The organism is Acinetobacter sp. 40AMC3-4, from assembly GCF_049898185.1.
Taxonomy (GTDB): Bacteria; Pseudomonadota; Gammaproteobacteria; order Pseudomonadales; family Moraxellaceae; genus Acinetobacter.
The window spans coordinates 37385-56215 of sequence record NZ_JAFCXG010000011.1; the positions used below are offsets into that span (position 1 = coordinate 37385).

Here is an 18831-nt window from a genome sequence, read left to right on the forward strand (position 1 = left end):
TAATACTCGCCTATGCTCAATATTAATAGTCTACATATAATCTTGTAGTACTCCGCATTTAGCTTTCGTGAAAGTCTTATTTATGCATACTTGGTGTTATTTCACCTCTTTTGTAAATAAACTAGTGTCATGAATGCTTTTTTTTGAAAAGCGCGCAGCACCGACTTCCTGATCAGGAGCATTGACTCCCTCTTGACTCAACATCACTTTAGCCGTTTTAAACATAATTTTAAAATCAAGCCATATATTATACCGTTCAACATATTGCACATCTAATTCAAATTTTTCTTCCCAAGATAAATTATTACGTCCACTGACCTGAGCAAGTCCTGTCATACCAGGTTTTACTTCATGTCGTCTCATTTGTTCTTCAGTATAATGTTGAAGAAACTCTTTCATTTGAGGTCGAGGTCCGACAATACTCATATCTCCTTTTAAAACATTAATCAGCTGAGGCATTTCATCTAAACTAGTAGAACGTAATTTTTTTCCAAATGAAGTGATGCGAAGTTTATCAGGTAAAGGATTACCATCCTTATCTATTGCATTCCTCATAGAACGAAATTTAATCATTTTAAATAATTTACCATTTTTACCCGGTCTTTCTTGATAAAAGAAAATTGGAGAACCTAAATTTTTTTGAACCTTATAAGCCACTATAATAAAAATTGGAAATAATATAATTAAAGCCATTAATGCAATAACTATATCAATTAATCGCTTAGATACATCTTCTTTACCTTCAAATAAATAAGCAAAGGAATAAAAATGTACTTGAGGTATTAAAGAATTTCTTAAAATTAAATTACCTTTATGCATAAAATACCTAAATTTTTTTTTATTCATTTTATTTGATCGATCTTTTTCTGAAGAAAATTGTATTATTTTACTTCTATATTCACCCTTATTTTCTGAATATCTTTTTAATAAAATATTATTTTTCTCATCAAACAAAGGTTTATATATTAAAATATTACTTTCTTGATTTTTTTTGATTTTATTTTTATATTTTTTTAGATTCATTAATAAACACCTCGATATGTCTATTTTTTTTCAATCATATCAAGAGTGTTATTTTTTAAGTAGAGGTATATTTTAGGTAAAGGCTACCAACCAAAAAATAATCTTATAATAATATTTTTTTATTAAATTTTTTATTTAAATATTATTAATGAAAATTTATTCAATATTGCAACAAATTTTTTACAAATTCTTCAACAAAATAAGCCACTTCGTAAATTATTTCTATTTAATAAGACCTACTACATATTAATAGTAAATAAAGAAAGTTATTGTTAATCGAATAAAATATTCATTACAAAATACAATACAGCTCACATTAAAAAAAATGTGACAAAATGTAAGGTAATGCTAGACATTGTGATAAAGAACACGAATTTTACATCGGATCAACAGGATCAACAGGATCAACAGGATCAACAGGATCAACAGGATCAACAGGATCAACAGGATCAACAGGATCAACAGGATCAACAGGATCAACAATTCTATTAGATGGATATCCAAATCCCTAAAATTTACTTATATCATTTGTAAAAATTTGAATAACATAATTTTTATAATTTAATCATTATGTCCTTGAGTTATTTTGACTATTGATAGTCATATTCAGGTTAGTTTTTATATTTTCATATATTTTTATATAAAAATTTCAATCCTGTACTATCTACAGTTTCGTAAAATCTACAGCTGCTTTTTGATAGTGAAATACAATATTCATATATTCTTATCTTTTTTTAAAGCACCGGATAGTCCAATGCTATTTAACTAAGTACAGATAGATTGCGATTAGGCTTATAAAAAGCTCTAAACATACGTAAAAAAGTTTAAATGGGGAAATAATCATTAAAACAGTATTGAATGACAACACAGAAATAGATTTGACTTTAATCTTAGCAGTCATTCGATTGCACATAATATTGAGTATTAACATCAAACCGAATCGTGATATTTTTGATTTATTAAGGATTAGTTATAGAGATGACAATTAGTTGGCCATCAAATTATTGCTTAAGACTTATTCGCTGTGTGATTCATAGACATCATTTCAATATAATGGGTGTCTATGAACAGAGAAATTCAACAAAGACTCGTATGGGTTAAATTATTTGAAGAGACTAATGATGCTGGTCTAGTTTGTCGGAGATGTGGCATTTCTAGACCAACGTTACACAAGTGGTGGAAACGATATTCTGAGCAAGGTATTGATGGATTAAGTAGCCAGAGTAGACGTCCCTTAAAATCGCCAAATACTAAAATCAATGCTGAGCTAGAAATCTTGGTGCTCGACGTTTGCAAACAGAATTGATGAGGCTGCACGGAGTCTCGTTGTCCTTAGCGACTATCCATAAAGTACTATTCCCCCATCAAGTCAAACCGATTAAAAAATTCCGTCGTAAAGCAATTTCATTCGTTATGAACGTCCATTACCAGGCGATAGAATTCAAATGGATACCTGTAAACTGGGTCCAGGACTATATCAGTACACATCTATCGATGACTGCACACGATATCGCGTTTTAAGGATATATACACGCCGAACAGCAGCGAATACTCTCGACTTTTTAGGCTGCGTAATTGAAGAAATGCCTTTTCCCATACAGCGAATACAGACCGATCGTGGGCGGGAATTCTTTGCTGAAAAAGTACAGAAAAAATGATGCAGCATGGAATCAAATTTAGGCCAAATAAACCAGGTTCACCTCATCTGAATGGCAAGGTAGAGCGCTCACAAAAGACTGATAAATCTGAGTTCTACGCTACTGTAGATATCGATTCTGAGGATATCCAAGACAAGTTAGCCGAATGGCAGCATTACTATAACTGGATGAGACCACATTCAGCTTTGAAAGGTAAAACACCGATGGAGAGGTACTTTGAATTATGTGAAGAAACTCCTTTCTCAGATGAAGTCCAGAAGCAATACACCCCCCTCAAATAAACGGATTCAACATCCCAATTACAAAATGGATTTAGAGATCGCTAAATTGAAACGATCTCTATGAATCACACATCCTTATGCGATTGAATAAGCCTGTAATCATCTGTTTGTGAAATAAAGATTAAAGATCTATATTATAAAAATCATGTACAATCGCACGAGCACCAAATCTTTCTTTTTGATTAATCAACCCCGTATTTAAAAATTTCCCTTCATTTTCATTAGAAGTACCAAAGTCAAATATTTTGGCAAATTTCTTACTGTTATTTATTAAAAAATCAATCAGATAGTCTAATACTTTTTCTTCTCTCCCCTTATCATTACTAGCCAAATACTGAGCATGAACCACTCTCTCTGTTTCAAAAGTAACTGCTGCTGCAACAATCTGCCCATCCAGACAGCACTTATAAGCTCTTATATTATTGGGAAATCTGCTTTTCAATAAATCTATCTCAATTTCATTATGTACAGGCTGTTGGTTATGATGCTGATTTAATACTTCACGAAGAACACCCCAGACTATACTAGGCTGATCTACCTCTTCGCAAATTACCCCATTTTTTTTGAGTTTCTTAATGGATCTTTTTTTGCTCTCTGAATATGAATACTCTTCCTCTAAATCAATAGAAACACTTATATCTCTACGATAAAGGTTTGCATGATTTCTAAATAAAGCATATAAATCTTCTTGCGCTGGATAATTATGATAAATGACCGGGATACATTTATATACGATTTTTTCAATATTGTTTTCTTTTAAAAAAATCTTTAATTGAGCAAAGAGTTCAAGCATATCAGCTGTATGCACTCCCCTATCAATCAAAAACCCACCAAAGGTTAGACCTTGATGACTATAAAAAATCTTATCTTTAATATTTCCAGGCAATAAAGCTATGATTTTATGTTTATCATTTTTAAATATTAATGAGAAATCCTTAAAACGATCAGAATGATACTCCATAAAATCCCGATTAAACATAAAATGATAATTTTTACATTTTAATAAAAAATCATTCCACATTATTTTATCTAAATCTTCATATTTTTTTATTTTAAAGCTTGCCTCTTCACTCACTACAATCTCCTGGATATTATAAATATTCTCTATTTATTATTTTCAACCTAGATATAACCAAAGTTTATATTTAAAAATGATTCCTAAAAGCTAATCCATTTTCAATATTTGCAATAATCTATGGTTTATATGATCAGCATTAAAATTTTTTTTAGCATATAGAAATCCTTGATATCCCATTTTATTTACTCGTTCAGGATGTTCTATAAAATAAATCATTTTGTTTACTAATGCTGCTACATCCCATTTTGGAATCAAGAAACCTGTGACTCCATCTTCTATAGTTTCATTACAGCCTGGTACATCTGTTGTAATAACTGGACGTCCAATAGCCATAGCTTCTTGCATACTACGAGGAACACCTTCACGATAATATGAGGGCAATACAAATACAGTACTATTACTTATTCGATTAGCTACATCTTTAACAAACCCATCATATTCTATTATACCTTTCTCTATTAGCTGGTTTAATTCTACTTGTTTCAGTCCTGTAGGGTTTTCTGTATCTAAACAACCTATAATCTTAAATATTATATTAGGATATTTTTTTTTAATTATTTTAGCAGCCTGTAAATACTCAAATATTCCCTTTTCAGCAATTAATCTAGCTACAAAAATAAAAGATATATTTTTTTGATCATCCCATTTTTTATAGCTAAAATCTTTTAAATTCAGCCCAATAGGTCCTAAAACTTCAATCGCATTTTTTTTATGAGGAATATTATAGTAATGTACTAAATCTTTAGGGTCATCATGATTTAAGAATATAATTTTATCTAAGTATGGAAATGCCAGCCGATATAGAGAAATTTGCACAAAACGTATAAATTGGGCTTTCAGACTTTGCCCATGTTTATGAATGGTAAAAGGCGAACCCAATCCTTCAATCATGCCATAAATATAAGGAACTTTCGTTCTGTAAGCAGCTAAAGTTGCATAAATAACTGGTTTAGTTGAGTATGAAAATACTATATCAGGTTGAATTTTTTTTATTTTATTTATAAGTTGAAAAATAGAATATAGATCAGATAATGGATTTACCCCCCCTCGACTAAGTTGATAGGTAATAGGGGTCGCTCCAAGATTTTTAATTGTATCTAGCCACTGATCATCATACTCTGATACAAAAGCATAAACCTGATGACCCTGCTCTAAACATGCAAAAATAAAATCTTTACGAAAATTATAAAGGTTATAAGCAGTAGAACCTATAATAGCAATTTTTTTATTTATCATTATTTAAACACTCTATAATTTCTAATTGTGAAGCATAAAAAATTTTATCGCTTTCAGAAACAGTAGTAATTCTACGTTTATGTAAAATCTGCATTAAATTAAGAAAATTTAATATTTTTACAATAATTTTTTTTATCTCAAATTTTAGAAGAATCTTATTTTTTTCGCGATCAGCGATTATATTATTATAATATTTTTTGATTACTTCAATCTGGGTATTATAACCACGGATCATTTTCTCTTTTTTTACATTTTCTACTTCTCGATAAAAATACAATGGTTCTTGCATTACCATATAATTAAAATCATTTTTTATAGCTGCTGAGAGCCATAATTCATAATCTTCAGCTAGGCAGTTATTTTCCTGATAAGGATTTCTTTGACACCATGCCTTACGTGCAAGAAGTGAAGGATGTAATAAATTTGTCAACCCTTGCAAAATTTCTTTTGGCTGCATCTGGTGGGTAGAAAAAATTCTTTTCCCCAGAATTTCATTTTTATTTCCAATGGAATACAAGCTGGTAACAACTAAATCAATCTCTGGATTTTTAGTTAGGACTTTAATCTGTTTTTCAAGCCGGTCTACAGCCATTAAATCATCAGCATCCATACGCGCAATAATGTCATATTTTGCTTCACTAATAATCTGATTTAAGCGATAGGGTAATCTTCTATTATAACCGTCAGAAATGATACGGATTCGAGAATCAACAAATGATCGGGCTATTTCTAAAGACCGGTCTGTCGAACCATCATCTACCAGTATGAGTTCCCAGTCTTGAAAAGTTTGGACAAGGACAGATTTAATCGCATCTTCCAAGAATTTTTCAGCATTAAAAAATGGAATTCCGATAGAAATATACATATTTATTCATCCTTATTATTTGAGAATAATAAAAAAGCCGCCAATAAAAACCAAAAAATAATTGTTCTTGCGCTATAAGTGGTAAACCCATATAACATTGGCCCTAATAATATCATCTTGTTGGAAAGCGATAGTTTCTTAAATATTTGATATAAAAATATTAAAAATAAGGATATTCCTATAATCCCATAATAAAATAAGATACCTAACCAAGTTGAATGAATTTCATTTCCTGTAGGGTTATATAACCAGTGGGCGCCTTGCCCAGCACCAAAAATTAAATATTGAGGATAATCTAAAAAACTGAAAAGACCACGCCCTTCTACCTGACTGTCTCGTTGATCTAACCCTTCTATAAAGCGTAGTGCAATACTATCAAAGACCCCCAAGTTATATAAAAAGTAGCTTAAGCTTCCAAAAAACACTAATGTTCCAATGAATACAAATATTCTTTTATTTAGGTCTCCTTTTTGACTAAATATAAGTCCCAGAGTTAACATTAAAAAACCAACTGAAGCAGATCTTGACATGGTCAATAAAATTAAGAATAAGGCTAAAAAATAGATAGTTATTTTTTTAAAGCCATTTCCTGAAATATACAGATAAATTGCACAGCTACTCAGCACCCAAAATGCCATCTGATTAGGATCATTAAAAAGACCATTATATCGAGGTTCAAAATCATAACGACCTAAGTTGCTTGCCCAAATAATAATTTCAACAATATAGGAAAAAGGAATTAGGAATAATAATTTTTCATAGAAAAAGTTAATCTGAACTTGATTTAAATTCATCATTAATAGAAAAAATAATAAATTAAATATCCAGTAAACAGTCGACATCATATAACTTGAATCGAGAACAATTAAATACCAAGCAAAATTTACACAAATTGCATAAGCAACAAATAATAAAATTATATTTGAATATTCAATATTTATTTTAGAGCTCTTGCTAAATAGCAATAAAATAGCACCCATAATAAAAATATGGCTGAATTGTGGAACTCCACTTGACCAAAAATAAAACTGAGATAAAAAAAATGAAAACAGTATAAGATATATAATTGATTTATCTCTTATATTAGTATCACTTAAAAAAATAATGTTATTTTTTGAATTAGTTTCATTTAAAATAATCATTATCCATTCCTTTCTTATTGTCTTTTACTTGATAGAAAAGTAAAAGAACCGATTAATATTTTATATTATTAATTCAATTATTTTCTTATTTAATATATTTTAAAAATTATTCTTTAACAAAATTAATAACATTTATCAAACTTATTTATATTAAAAATCTTTTTTAATAAGCAACCAGTAAAAAAACCTAAAAAAATCATATGTTAAAATTTCAGATGGATATTCTCTCAAAATGCTTAGCATTTTTTCTAATGATTTCTTTTTGGAAAACAACCCCAACTCAAATGCATTTATCCATAAAGCTCTTTTTTTTGCTTTATTAAATAGAATATGATTTTGGTACTCATTTAAAATCATCATTCTCGAATCATGCATAAGAGACGTCTGTTTATGCATATTATTATCATGCAGCCTGTATTTAGCAAAAACAACAGGAAGATAACATAACTCCCCTTCCCGTGCTAAAAGCAACCACATATACCAGTCTTCAATTTTTACCTTAGCATCATAACCACCAATTTTTTTCACAGCTTTAGATCGGATCAGTTGGGTCGTAGCTGGTAAATCATGTTCTAATAATAAAATTTTTTCAAAATTATAACTTTGTCTTTTTTTAACCCTATTTTTTACAAGATTAGAATCATTATCAATAATTGCTACTCCTCCAAATACTGCGATACAATTTTTATTCTGGTTTAAAAATTCTGATTGTATCTTTATTTTATCTTTTAAGATTATATCATCTGAAGCTAGAGAAGAAAAATATTCTCCTTGTGTCCATTCTAATGCTTCATTCAAGGTTGCACTCAAGCCCTTATTGGGTCGATGTCTAAACTCAAACCGGATGAACCGTTTTTCACAGATCGGAATCAGTCCTTGTATTTTTTCTACTGAAGAATCTGTAGATCCATCATCAATGACAATTAACTCAATATTCTGGTAAGACTGGTCAATGACACTCCGGATACTGTCACACACGAATCTCTCATGATTATAACTTGGTATAATGATGGAAACTAAAGATTGCTCAATTATCATATTATATATCTCTTTATTTTAATTGTTTAAATATAAATAAACTGATTACTATCCAATACATCCCATAATTTATTAGGTGGGCAATTGAAACACCTTTAAATCCAAAAAACTGGGTACATACATAGGTCAAAGCAATAAGGGATAAGGTAAATATAATTTCTGTAGAAATGTACAGTTTGGTCATTGCTTTGCTTAGCATTAAATAGGCGAGTATCCAGCTTCCTATTTTTAATGCATCCCCCATCATTTGCCAAAAGAACAAGTCCTGCATGGGTGCGAAAGATGGAGTGAATAGTAAATTAATTATCCAATCACGTAGTACGAAAACAATAATTCCTCCTACTACAGTCAGTGGAAAAAGAAATTTATAGCCCAAATAAACTTCTTTCTTAATTTCATCAATCTTATTTAGCTCTGATAATCGGGGTAAGTAATACACTCCCAATGTTGTCGTGACCAGCATAAGGTATACCGTGCTTAGTCGGATCATCGCTTCCCAGTAACCTGCATATGCCAGACTAAACTCCTGAGTTAAATATGCTCTAATTAACATTTGAGACAGGGGTACACAAATCGCACTCACTAATGCCATGAGAATAAATGAGCTAAACTTTTTGGTAATTTCTAGGTCTATTTTTCCTAGGAGAGATGAAAACTTAAACCAGTTCGCTCTATAACATAGAAATAACGTCACTATAAATGCAATAGACTGATAAATGGATAATGCAACTAAAGCTCCATATAAATGTAACTTAATTGCCAGCACACTTGTGATAATAAGAGCAAATAAACTACCTGCAATATTTGCAAGCACTAATTTTAATATTTCTTTTTTTCCATTTAATATCGCTAAAAACAGTGTATTAAAATTAAAAAATATCAAAAAAACTGCAAACCATATAAAAACTGTCTGGTATTTAAGTGAATGGAAAATATAAAGTGAGAGTTGTCCTTGAAAAATTAATATGAGAAACGCGAAAATCAGACTAAACAGAAAAATAATACTACCTGCTGTTTTCCAAATTGCACGTTGTTTACTTTCATCCTCATGATATTCGGCTGTATATTTTACGACTGCGGTATTAATTGCACTCCCTGCAAAAGTAGTCACCATTTGAATAAAATTCTGGAACTGTCCTATCGCTGCATATCCAGTGGGTCCTAGATATACAGCTAAAATTTTATTCAGTACAAACATGGTGATGGTCTTAATCAAAACTGCCACGCCATTGAGTACACTGGTCCTAAGTAAATTCATCTATGCTTGAAAACCATTACATAACTGAACAACCTGCTTTGCCTCATCAATAGATAAAGTCGGTCCAATCGGCAAGCTCAAGACCTCAGCATGAATTTGTTCTGAAATTGGTAAACTGAAATTATTCCACTCCTGATAGGCTTGCTGCTTATGCGGTGGAATCGGATAATGAATCAATGTCTGTACCCCGTGCTCTGCTAAATGTTTTTGTAATTGTTCCCGATGTTGAGTTCGGATCACAAATAAGTGCCAAACATGCTGTGTATCAGTTTCGGCATTTATATTTGTGAATGGAAGCTCAATCGCTGAGTTCTGAATTTCTTTTAAATAAAGATCTGCAATATGACGACGATACTGGTTCTCCTGATCTAAAAATTTCAGTTTCACATTCAAGATTGCCGCCTGAATTTCATCAAGGCGACTATTTACCCCAGGTACCAGATTTTTATATTTTTCGTGTGAGCCATAATTACGTATAGCCTTAAGCATATGCGCTAACTCGGCATCATTGGTGGTAATCGCCCCGGCATCCCCTAACGCACCCAAATTTTTACCCGGATAAAAACTGAAGCCTGAGGCATCTCCCCAACTGCCTGCTTTTTTACCATCTATTTCAGCACCATGGGCTTGTGCTGAATCCTCCAAGACCAGTAAATTATATTTCTTGGCAATGACCATAATTTCTGGCATTGCAGCAAGCTGCCCATATAAGTGAACAGGCAAAATCGCCTTTGTTTTTGTGGTGATAGCTGCTTCAATTTTTTTAGCATCAATATTAAAAGTATGAATATCCGGTTCGACCAACACCGGTTTTAGATTATTCTGTGAAATTGCCAAAATACTCGCAATATAGGTATTTGAAGGTACAATGACCTCATCCCCTTCATTCAGTCTCCCCAATTCCTTCCATGCACGCAGAGTCAGAATAAGCGCATCTAACCCATTGGCAACTCCTATGGCATACTGTGTTCCACAATAATCCGCAAATTTTCTTTCAAAATCCTCTACTTCTTTGCCACTGATATACCAGCCGGAATCAATGACCTGTGTACAAGCTGCTAAAAGTTTGTCGCGGTATTGAGCATTTATCGCTTTTAGGTCAAGAAAAGGAATCATTCTTATCAATCTCATATAAAAATTTATTATTACTTTTTAATTCTACGTTCATCAAAATTAATATATTTATATTAATTAAAGTAAAAATCCAATATTATTTATTAAGTTCATAACTCTTTTTTTTAAAACCTGGCTCTAATAAAAATTTCTTCATTTTCCTATTTAGAGGCTTTTCAATATACTTATACATTATAAAACTAGCTATTAAAGTCACAATAAAAATAATGAATGAGAACAACATTAAGTCTATATTAAATGATAGTATTTTTTTTATATAATTTAAAATTTGTATTTCCAAAACATGCAGTAAATAAAAAGAAAAACTGATTTCCCCCGCCAATACCATATATTTATTTGATAAGAAATTAGTAATAATACTTTTTTTCTGAGCAACATGAGACAATGCAAAAATAAGAATAATTGCTGCCATAGGTAGCCAATAATATATTGAGTATCTATAGCTTATATCTATCTTGTTATGAAACACAAAGAATAAAATAAAAATTAAAATTACTCCTAATTCAAATATAAAAGTAGGTATATTTATTTTAGAATAAGTAACTTTTATTTTTTCATAAAGATCAAATAGAATAATACCCAGTAAAAAATCAGAGAAACGTACAAATGGTGAAATATACAACCAATAGTGATCCTGATTTTTATTAAGCTGCATATTAAGAATTAAAATACCTACTAGATATAAAATAAAAATATAAGTTCTTATTTTTTCAGAAATTAAAAATGCAAATGGAAAAAGTAGATAAAAGAACAATTCGTCAGAAATACTCCAAGAAGGAGAATTTAATGAAAAATGAATATTTTCTTCTAAAAAAAAGCTTTGTATCAGAAAAATGTGTTGAATTAAGTACTCCCACCCTTTTCCAGATTGAATAAAGGTTAACAGGAGTACAAGTGCCGTAGTCGCAATATGTACTGGATACACTCTTGCTAAACGAGAAATATAAAACTCTTTTTTTGAAATATTTCCTATAATAAATTTTTCTTTATAATTATAGGATAAAATAAATCCGCTTAATATAAAGAAAAAACTGACGCCTAAAAATCCTTCATTAAAAATACTGTTAAAAATATTTTCATAATTTGTATCATTTTTTAGAAAGGCCAAATGACTAAGAAAAACAAATAGCGCAAAAAACATACGCAATGATGTAAGTGGTTTAATCATCTCATACATCTCCTTAAATATTTATTATTATTTATAATTCTATTTTCTGAAGCTTCTTTATTAACAAAAGCCATCATACTCATGAATTATTTTTCGTAATTTTAATTATCTAACTATCTATTCAATAACAACCTTATCTGCTTCTTCTAAAAACTGGTCATAGTTACGGATATAGTCATTTTCATCATAGTGATCGCTTGCCAATACCAACAATATGCAATCTTCTGAAAAATCATGCATCTCATGCCAAACCATTGGCGGGATAAATAATCCTTTATTAGACTGACCTATTAAGACCTCTTGTTTTTCTTTGCCATTATTCATCAGCATTTTGCAACTGCCTTGAATGCAAAAAGCAATTTGTTGAAGCTCTTTATGTGCATGAAATCCACGAGGAACATCAGGCTGAGCACCGAAAATATAATAGAGCCTCTGTATACTAAAAGGAACATTCCGATTGGCTTCAGCGACCACCAAGCTGCCACGATGATCTCCCAGATTAGGTAATTCTATCCACTCGATGAGATTCATAGTTATTACCCCACTAAAGAAATCAGATATTGGCCATAGCCATTTTTATTCATTGTTTGACCAATCGCTAAAACTTCCTCTCTGCTCAACCAGCCATTATTTAAGGCAATTTCTTCCAAGCAGGCAACTTTATAACCTTGACGTTTTTCAATAGTTTCTACAAATTGAGCTGCTTCAAGCAGGCTGCCCTGTGTACCTGTATCTAACCAGGCAAAACCACGCCCTAATAATTCAACATTTAAATCACCGCGCTCCAGATATGCCTGGTTAATTGAAGTAATCTCTAACTCTCCTCGCTCAGATGGTTCTACTTGTTTGGCAATTTGAATCACATCATTGTCATAGAAATATAGGCCCGTCACAGCGAAATTAGATTTAGGATGTTTCGGTTTTTCTTCAATTGACATAACACGTTGCTGTTCATCAAATTCTACAACACCAAAGCGTTCAGGATCTTTCACCTGATAGCCAAATACAGTTGCTCCTTTTTGCCGTGCTGCAGCCTGGCGTAGCATAGGGGTAAAACCTTGCCCGTAAAAAATATTATCGCCCAGCACCAAACATACATTGCTTTGGCCAATAAATTTTTCGCCCAGGATAAAGGCTTGTGCTAAACCATCAGGATGAGGCTGAATCGCATAACTCAGCTCCATGCCAAACTGTGAACCATCTCCTAATAAACGCTTAAATCCCTCAATATCCTCCGGAGTACTAATGATAAGAACTTCACTAATACCGGCTAACATCAGGACAGATAATGGGTAATAAACCATTGGTTTGTCATAAATCGGAAGTAGCTGTTTCGAGATCCCTTTAGTTATTGGATGCAAACGTGTGCCCGAACCGCCTGCTAAAATAATCCCCTTTATTGTTTTTGACATTATACTGCCTCCCCTAAACGTTCACGCTGATACGAACCATCCTGAACACGATGACACCATTGCAGATTATCCAGATACCACTGCACAGTTTTACGGATACCGGTCTCGAATGATTCCTGTGGCTTCCACCCCAGTTCCCTCTCAATTTTTGAGGCATCAATGGCATAGCGTAAATCATGTCCAGGCCGATCCTGAACAAAGGTGATTAAGCTTTCGTAACTTTGCCCGTTCAGTTGTGGTTTTAATTCACCTAAAATCTGACAAATAGTTTTCACCACTTCTATATTTTGTTTTTCATTCCATCCACCAATATTATAGGTCTCACCCACTACACCCTGAGTCGCAACCTGATATAAAGCACGCGCATGATCTTCGACAAACAGCCAGTCACGAATCTGCTGACCATCTCCATAGACCGGTAATGGTCTGCCTTCCAAAGCATTTAAGATCATCAAAGGAATCAGTTTTTCAGGAAAATGATAAGGTCCATAATTATTCGAACAGTTCGTGACAACAATCGGCAAACCATAGGTTCTATGCCAGGCCCGAACTAAATGATCTGAACTGGCTTTACTTGCCGAATAGGGCGAACTTGGTAAATAAGGGGTAGTTTCAGTGAATAGATCAGTTGTGTCTTCTAAGTCACCATATACTTCATCTGTTGAAATATGATGGAATTTGAATCTAGATTTTTTAATTTCAGACAAATTTTGCCAATACTTTCGTGTAACCTCTAATAAGGTATAGGTACCGACGATATTTGTACTGATAAATTCAGCCGGTCCATCGATCGAACGGTCCACATGAGACTCTGCCGCCAAATGCATGACCACATCTGGCTCAAAGTCTGAAAATAATCGCGCTAAAGATACATGATCACAAATATCAGTTTGAGCGAATTGATAACGAGGGTGATCCAATACAGAAACTAATGATTCCAAGTTACCTGCATAAGTTAACTTATCAACATTTAAAATATGATGTTCAGTCTCTTTAATGATATGCCGGATGACAGCAGATCCAATAAAACCAGCCCCACCGGTCACCAATATTTTCATCATCATTTTTAGTGTCCTTTAATATTTTTATTTTACTTTTCACAAATTATTTTTAATGTATTGCTGCCTTCTGGGCATATCTGTTTTTATTGATTTGTTCATAACATATATTAATTTTATTATACAAACCACTTATAAAAAAGTAGATGCTTAAATGTGGTTACATTTTATAATTTTAATTAATTTTTTAGAACTCATCTAAGTTTATATAGCCATTAATCTTTTATATATCTCTCAACTAATATTAATTTAATATTCATCAAAAATTTTCTACCAATATCTTAATTAACAAAGTCTTATTTTAATTATTTTAAATTAATTTTTCTTATAAATCATTTAAATTTTATTTAAATTTAATAAAATTCAATGATCTAAAAAACCTTTAGATTGGATAAAAATTATATAAAAATACTTTCCTATATTGACTATGATTATGTTCTTAATTTTTTAGTTACATCATCTATTAAAAAATAACAATTGGAAACAATTAATCCTTATTCTAAAACTTAAGTAATTCGCTATATCTCTATAGCTTGTTTAATCAAGGTTTCACGTCCATTTTCGTCCATCTTTTCGCAGTATATTTTTTTAAACTTATTAAATTGACTTAAAAATAGCTATAGACAAGGTATGTGATCTATTATATTTTTTAGATGTTAATCACATAAATCGAATTAGAAAAATTAATAATTATTAATAAATACCAATTCTGAACATATAAAAATAAAGGGGTTTCAAGTGAACTATAGACACCTTTTAGGTATTTTTACCTTCAGCCTATCTCTAGTTGGATGTGCAGCAATATCCGGCTTTCAAACATATGATTTACCAAAAGAAGGAATCTATCAAACTGAACTAGGAACTCCAGTCAATCTAATAAAATTGAATCAGGACACCCTGCCTGTATTGCAGTCTGCCCAAACTCATAATCTTAGCCATTATGCTGCTTTATTTCAGACTGAGGTGCAGGATTACCGTTTGAATCCAGGTGATATTTTATCCTTTCAATTATGGGCCTATCCTGAAATTAGCGCCGTTCCTACAGCAAGTGATAATAACAACGGCTACCAAATTGACCGAAATGGTTATATCCACTTTCCGTTCATTGGCCATTATAAAGCAGCTGGAAAAACCCTTCCGCAAGTGAATCAGGAAGTACGGCGTCAATTAATTCCCTACTTAAACAGCCCGGATGTGGTGGTGAGGGTCATTTCCTATCAGGGACAACGCTATTCAGTGGTCGGTAATGTGAAATCAGCTGGTCAATTTTACTTGTCTGATCAACCAGTCAGTGTTTATACAGCACTCGGTTTGGCGGGTGGTATTAATGAGCAAGGTGACTCTACTTCGATTCAACTTGTGCGGCAGGGTGTAACCTATGACCTGAATACCATTGCACTGGAAAAGGCTGGATATTCCTTGCATAAGCTATTGATTCAACCGAATGACACTCTTTATATCAGTCCTCGTGAAAACCAGAAGATCTATGTCATGGGTGAAGCCAGTGCCAATAAACCCTTACCAATACGTGACCAAGGCATGACTCTCGCTGATGTATTGGGTGAAAGTGAAGGGATTAATCCCTATTCCGCGAGTTCTAGCCGGATTTATGTCTTACGTGGCAACTCGGACAATCAGATGACTGAAATATATCACTTAAGTCTAAAAAATCTTGGAGATTTTGGCTTGGCGAAACAATTCAAAATGCGTAGCAATGACATTGTCTATGTTGATGCCACAGGTCTGACTCGTTGGGAACGCGTTGTTAGCCAGATTCTTCCATTTTCATATGTCGCTGATTCAGCTATACGATAGGTAACTCAGCTATGAAAATTAAAAATCTTTTCGGGGTCTTTTAGGAAATATGGGTGGTATAAATTAATGACTGAAAATTTATTCATAAGATCCGCCTGCACTCGTAGATTAAATTTATAAATTCAGTGAGTTGGAATAATTATAGTCATCAATGAACACCCACTATTTTGATATAAGCCCACGGACTTCGCCTGCAACCCCATGGTGCTCAAAACTCGATATGAAACAGATTAAATAGAAACCGTATTATTCTGATCATAATAAAAATATCTGGCCTTCAGCTGGTTGATATATTTTAAGAAAGGACAATAAAACCAAAATATGTAGGATTCTTTCTCAGAAAAGCAGCAAGTCTTTGATTAGTTTTTTAGAATTTTATTTAAAAATATATCATCGACTGGAAAAATCACTTTTAAACTTTTAGATAGTAGAATTATGAACAAAAATAACAATACCGAAAATATGATTGACCTAAAAGGGGTGTTCTTTTCCCTGCTCTCGCAATGGAAGCTCATCCTCTTATGTGGTTTGCTCAGCCTGATGGCAGTATTGCTGTACATGCGTACCGCAGCCATCAACTATAAGGTAGATGCCATCGTTCAGGTCGAAGAAAATAAAGGGGCATCAGCTGCCTTATTAGGCAGCTTGTCAAGTATTATTAGTCAGATGTCTTCATCAAATGCTGAGATTGAGGTTTTAAAATCACGCACGATTCTGGAATCAGTGATTGATCGTTTAAATCTGGATCTCCATATTGCGAGCACTGAAGACTCCTTTATCAATCGCCTCATTTACGGCAAAAATTCTCAGACCGAATATCAACCCGAAACTGTACGCTTTAAAGAAGGTGAAAAAAGCTTTGATATCCGTCAGTTTGAAGTTCCCGTAGCGTACCAGGATAAAAATCTCCTACTGAAGTTTCAACCACAGAGCTTTATCTTGATCAATCCAGTGACAGAAGAAACTGTCTTTGAGGGTGCACTTAACCAGCCCGTTCAAGCCAAAACTGCACAGGGAGACTGGAAAATTGCAATCTTTAGTCAAGATAATCTAGATCGCAGTTACCGGATACAAAAACTCTCGTTGCCAACAGCGATTGATTCTATTCTTGCCAATTATTCAGTGACAGAAAAAGGAGAACTGAGTGGAGTTCTGCAGCTTCGCTATCAGGGTCAAGATAAACAGCACATCACTAAAGTCCTGAACACGATTTTAGCGATTTATAGCCAGCATAATATTACGCGCCGTTCAACAGAAACAGCGCAGACACTGGCGTTTCTGGATGAACAATTACCAGATTTAAAGAAACAGCTTGATCATGCAGAATTCGCCTTTAACCAGTTCCGTCAACGGCATAATACAGTTGATATTGCTAAAGAATCTGAATTGTATTTAAATCAGAGCGTCACCTTAGAAACGCAAAAAGTCTTACTTGAACAGAGACAGGCAGAAATAGCTGCCAAATATGCAGCACTACATCCAGCCATGCGAGAAATTACGGCTCAACTTCGTGTGATCAATGGCAAGATTCGTGAACTGAATACAACACTCAAAAATATTCCAGAGATACAACGCCAGTATTTGCAACTGTCACGCGAAGTCGAAGTCAAACAGCAACTGTATACCAACTTGGTAAATTCATACCAACAACTGCGTGTTGCCAAAGCAGGTGAGATTGGCAATGTACATATCATTGATACCGCACTTGAACCGATTGACCAGGTGCAACAGAAAACACCACTGATTCTGTTCCTCGCCTTTTGGTTCGGTATTTTTGTGGGAATCTTGGTGGCATTATTCCGCAATATGCTGCGTTCTGGTGTGAAAGATAGCAGTCAAATAGAATATCAACTGGAGCTTCCAGTATATGCGAATATTGCCCATTCTCCGAGTCAGAAACCTGGGCTAAAACTACTCAAAAAGAAAAAAATTCCTTTTGTATTAGCCCTTAAACATAGCGATGATATTGCGATCGAAAGCTTACGAAGCATACGTACAGCGAGTCATTTCGCCCTAAGCCAGGCCAAGAACAACATCATCATGATTTCAGGCCCAGCACCAAAAGTCGGGAAATCATTTGTTTCCAGCAATCTGGCAGTCATTATGGCGGAAAAAAACAAACGCGTATTGGTGATTGATGCCGATTTGCGTCGTGGTCATATCCACAAATATTTTGATCTGAATAATCAACATGGATTAACTGAATACCTGAATGAGCAGATTACATTAGAACAGGTGGTACAAAACACCAATGTTCCGAACTTAAATGTAATCACCTGTGGTGAAAGTTCAGCAAACCCTTCTGAGCTTCTTAATTCAGTACGCTTCAAGGAATTACTACAATCTCTGATTCCGCACTATGACCATATCATTATTGATACACCACCTGTATTGGCTGTTACGGATGCGATTATCGTATCCCGATATGTCGGACTGAATTTAGTGGTGGCGCGCTATGCAAAAACACAAATGAAGGAGCTAGAGCTTACATTAAACCGCTTTAAACAGGCCGGTTGTATCGTAAATGGCTTTATCCTGAATGATATCCAGCGTTCAGCCGGGGGGAGCTATAGTTATGATTACATTTACAGTTATAAGTCTAGAGAACAAAATGGCTGATCCCATTTAGATAAAAAAACCAGCTATTGCTGGTTTTTTTATATCT

General features: G+C 33.2%; 15 protein-coding genes and 1 pseudogene. 4 read left to right on the forward strand and 12 right to left on the reverse strand.

Annotated features, from left to right (window positions below; all coding sequences use genetic code 11):
* Positions 1-96: 96 nt before the first annotated feature.
* A complete protein-coding gene (locus tag ACP7BU_RS12355) occupies positions 97-783 on the reverse strand; it encodes a sugar transferase (RefSeq protein ID WP_425880056.1) in 687 nt (228 codons plus the stop codon).
* Positions 784-1368: 585 nt separating this feature from the next.
* Here ACP7BU_RS12355 and ACP7BU_RS12360 point away from each other — a divergent pair.
* Both ACP7BU_RS12360 and ACP7BU_RS12365 read left to right on the forward strand, forming a co-directional pair.
* Positions 1369-1515 carry a hypothetical protein gene (locus tag ACP7BU_RS12360; RefSeq protein WP_425880031.1) on the forward strand — a complete coding sequence of 49 codons (147 nt, stop codon included), beginning with the start codon at positions 1369-1371 and terminating at the stop codon, positions 1513-1515.
* 571 nt (positions 1516-2086) lie between these two features.
* Positions 2087-3026 (forward strand): annotated as a pseudogene (locus tag ACP7BU_RS12365) (IS481 family transposase).
* A gap of 57 nt (positions 3027-3083) precedes the next feature.
* Here the strand turns inward: ACP7BU_RS12365 and ACP7BU_RS12370 are convergent.
* From ACP7BU_RS12370 to rfbB, 11 genes are all read right to left on the reverse strand, one after another.
* Positions 3084-4037, reverse strand: a complete 954-nt coding sequence (locus ACP7BU_RS12370) for a GNAT family N-acetyltransferase (RefSeq protein WP_425880032.1) — start codon at positions 4035-4037, stop codon at positions 3084-3086.
* A gap of 90 nt (positions 4038-4127) precedes the next feature.
* Positions 4128-5276 (reverse strand): glycosyltransferase family 4 protein, encoded by a 1149-nt coding sequence (locus tag ACP7BU_RS12375; protein WP_425880033.1) that lies wholly within the window; start codon positions 5274-5276, stop codon positions 4128-4130.
* Positions 5266-6141 (reverse strand): glycosyltransferase family 2 protein, encoded by an 876-nt coding sequence (locus tag ACP7BU_RS12380; protein WP_425880034.1) that lies wholly within the window; start codon positions 6139-6141, stop codon positions 5266-5268. The genes ACP7BU_RS12375 and ACP7BU_RS12380 overlap by 11 nt, the downstream gene beginning before the upstream one ends.
* Before the next feature lie 2 nt (positions 6142-6143).
* On the reverse strand, positions 6144-7283 hold the full coding sequence (locus tag ACP7BU_RS12385) for an O-antigen ligase family protein (protein ID WP_005245440.1): 1140 nt from the start codon (positions 7281-7283) through the stop codon (positions 6144-6146).
* A 150-nt stretch (positions 7284-7433) separates the two neighbouring features.
* Complete coding sequence (locus ACP7BU_RS12390; RefSeq protein ID WP_425880035.1) at positions 7434-8321, reverse strand: glycosyltransferase family 2 protein; 888 nt, start codon at positions 8319-8321, stop codon at positions 7434-7436.
* Between the two features lie 13 nt (positions 8322-8334).
* Entirely contained in the window at positions 8335-9579 is a 1245-nt protein-coding gene (locus ACP7BU_RS12395; RefSeq protein ID WP_005108300.1) for an O-antigen translocase, read from the reverse strand.
* Positions 9580-10695 carry a DegT/DnrJ/EryC1/StrS family aminotransferase gene (locus tag ACP7BU_RS12400; RefSeq protein ID WP_005108299.1) on the reverse strand — a complete coding sequence of 372 codons (1116 nt, stop codon included), beginning with the start codon at positions 10693-10695 and terminating at the stop codon, positions 9580-9582.
* A 94-nt stretch (positions 10696-10789) separates the two neighbouring features.
* On the reverse strand, positions 10790-11881 hold the full coding sequence (locus tag ACP7BU_RS12405) for an acyltransferase family protein (protein WP_425880036.1): 1092 nt from the start codon (positions 11879-11881) through the stop codon (positions 10790-10792).
* A 117-nt stretch (positions 11882-11998) separates the two neighbouring features.
* On the reverse strand, positions 11999-12412 hold the full coding sequence (locus tag ACP7BU_RS12410) for a sugar 3,4-ketoisomerase (protein WP_425880037.1): 414 nt from the start codon (positions 12410-12412) through the stop codon (positions 11999-12001).
* A 5-nt stretch (positions 12413-12417) separates the two neighbouring features.
* Positions 12418-13293: a glucose-1-phosphate thymidylyltransferase RfbA gene (gene rfbA, locus ACP7BU_RS12415; protein ID WP_310077463.1), complete on the reverse strand. Its 876-nt coding sequence runs from the start codon at positions 13291-13293 to the stop codon at positions 12418-12420.
* The gene (rfbB, locus tag ACP7BU_RS12420) at positions 13293-14351 is read right to left on the reverse strand and encodes a dTDP-glucose 4,6-dehydratase (RefSeq protein WP_310077491.1); all 1059 of its coding nucleotides are present in this window, start codon (positions 14349-14351) and stop codon (positions 13293-13295) included. The genes rfbA and rfbB overlap by 1 nt, the downstream gene beginning before the upstream one ends.
* A 738-nt stretch (positions 14352-15089) precedes the next feature.
* Between rfbB and ACP7BU_RS12425 the strand changes: the two genes are divergently transcribed.
* The gene (locus ACP7BU_RS12425; RefSeq protein WP_425880038.1) at positions 15090-16166 is read left to right on the forward strand and encodes a polysaccharide biosynthesis/export family protein; all 1077 of its coding nucleotides are present in this window, start codon (positions 15090-15092) and stop codon (positions 16164-16166) included.
* Between the two features lie 435 nt (positions 16167-16601).
* Positions 16602-18785, forward strand: coding sequence for a polysaccharide biosynthesis tyrosine autokinase (locus ACP7BU_RS12430; RefSeq protein WP_425880039.1), 2184 nt, complete (start codon positions 16602-16604; stop codon positions 18783-18785).
* The last annotated feature ends 46 nt before the right edge of the window (positions 18786-18831 follow it).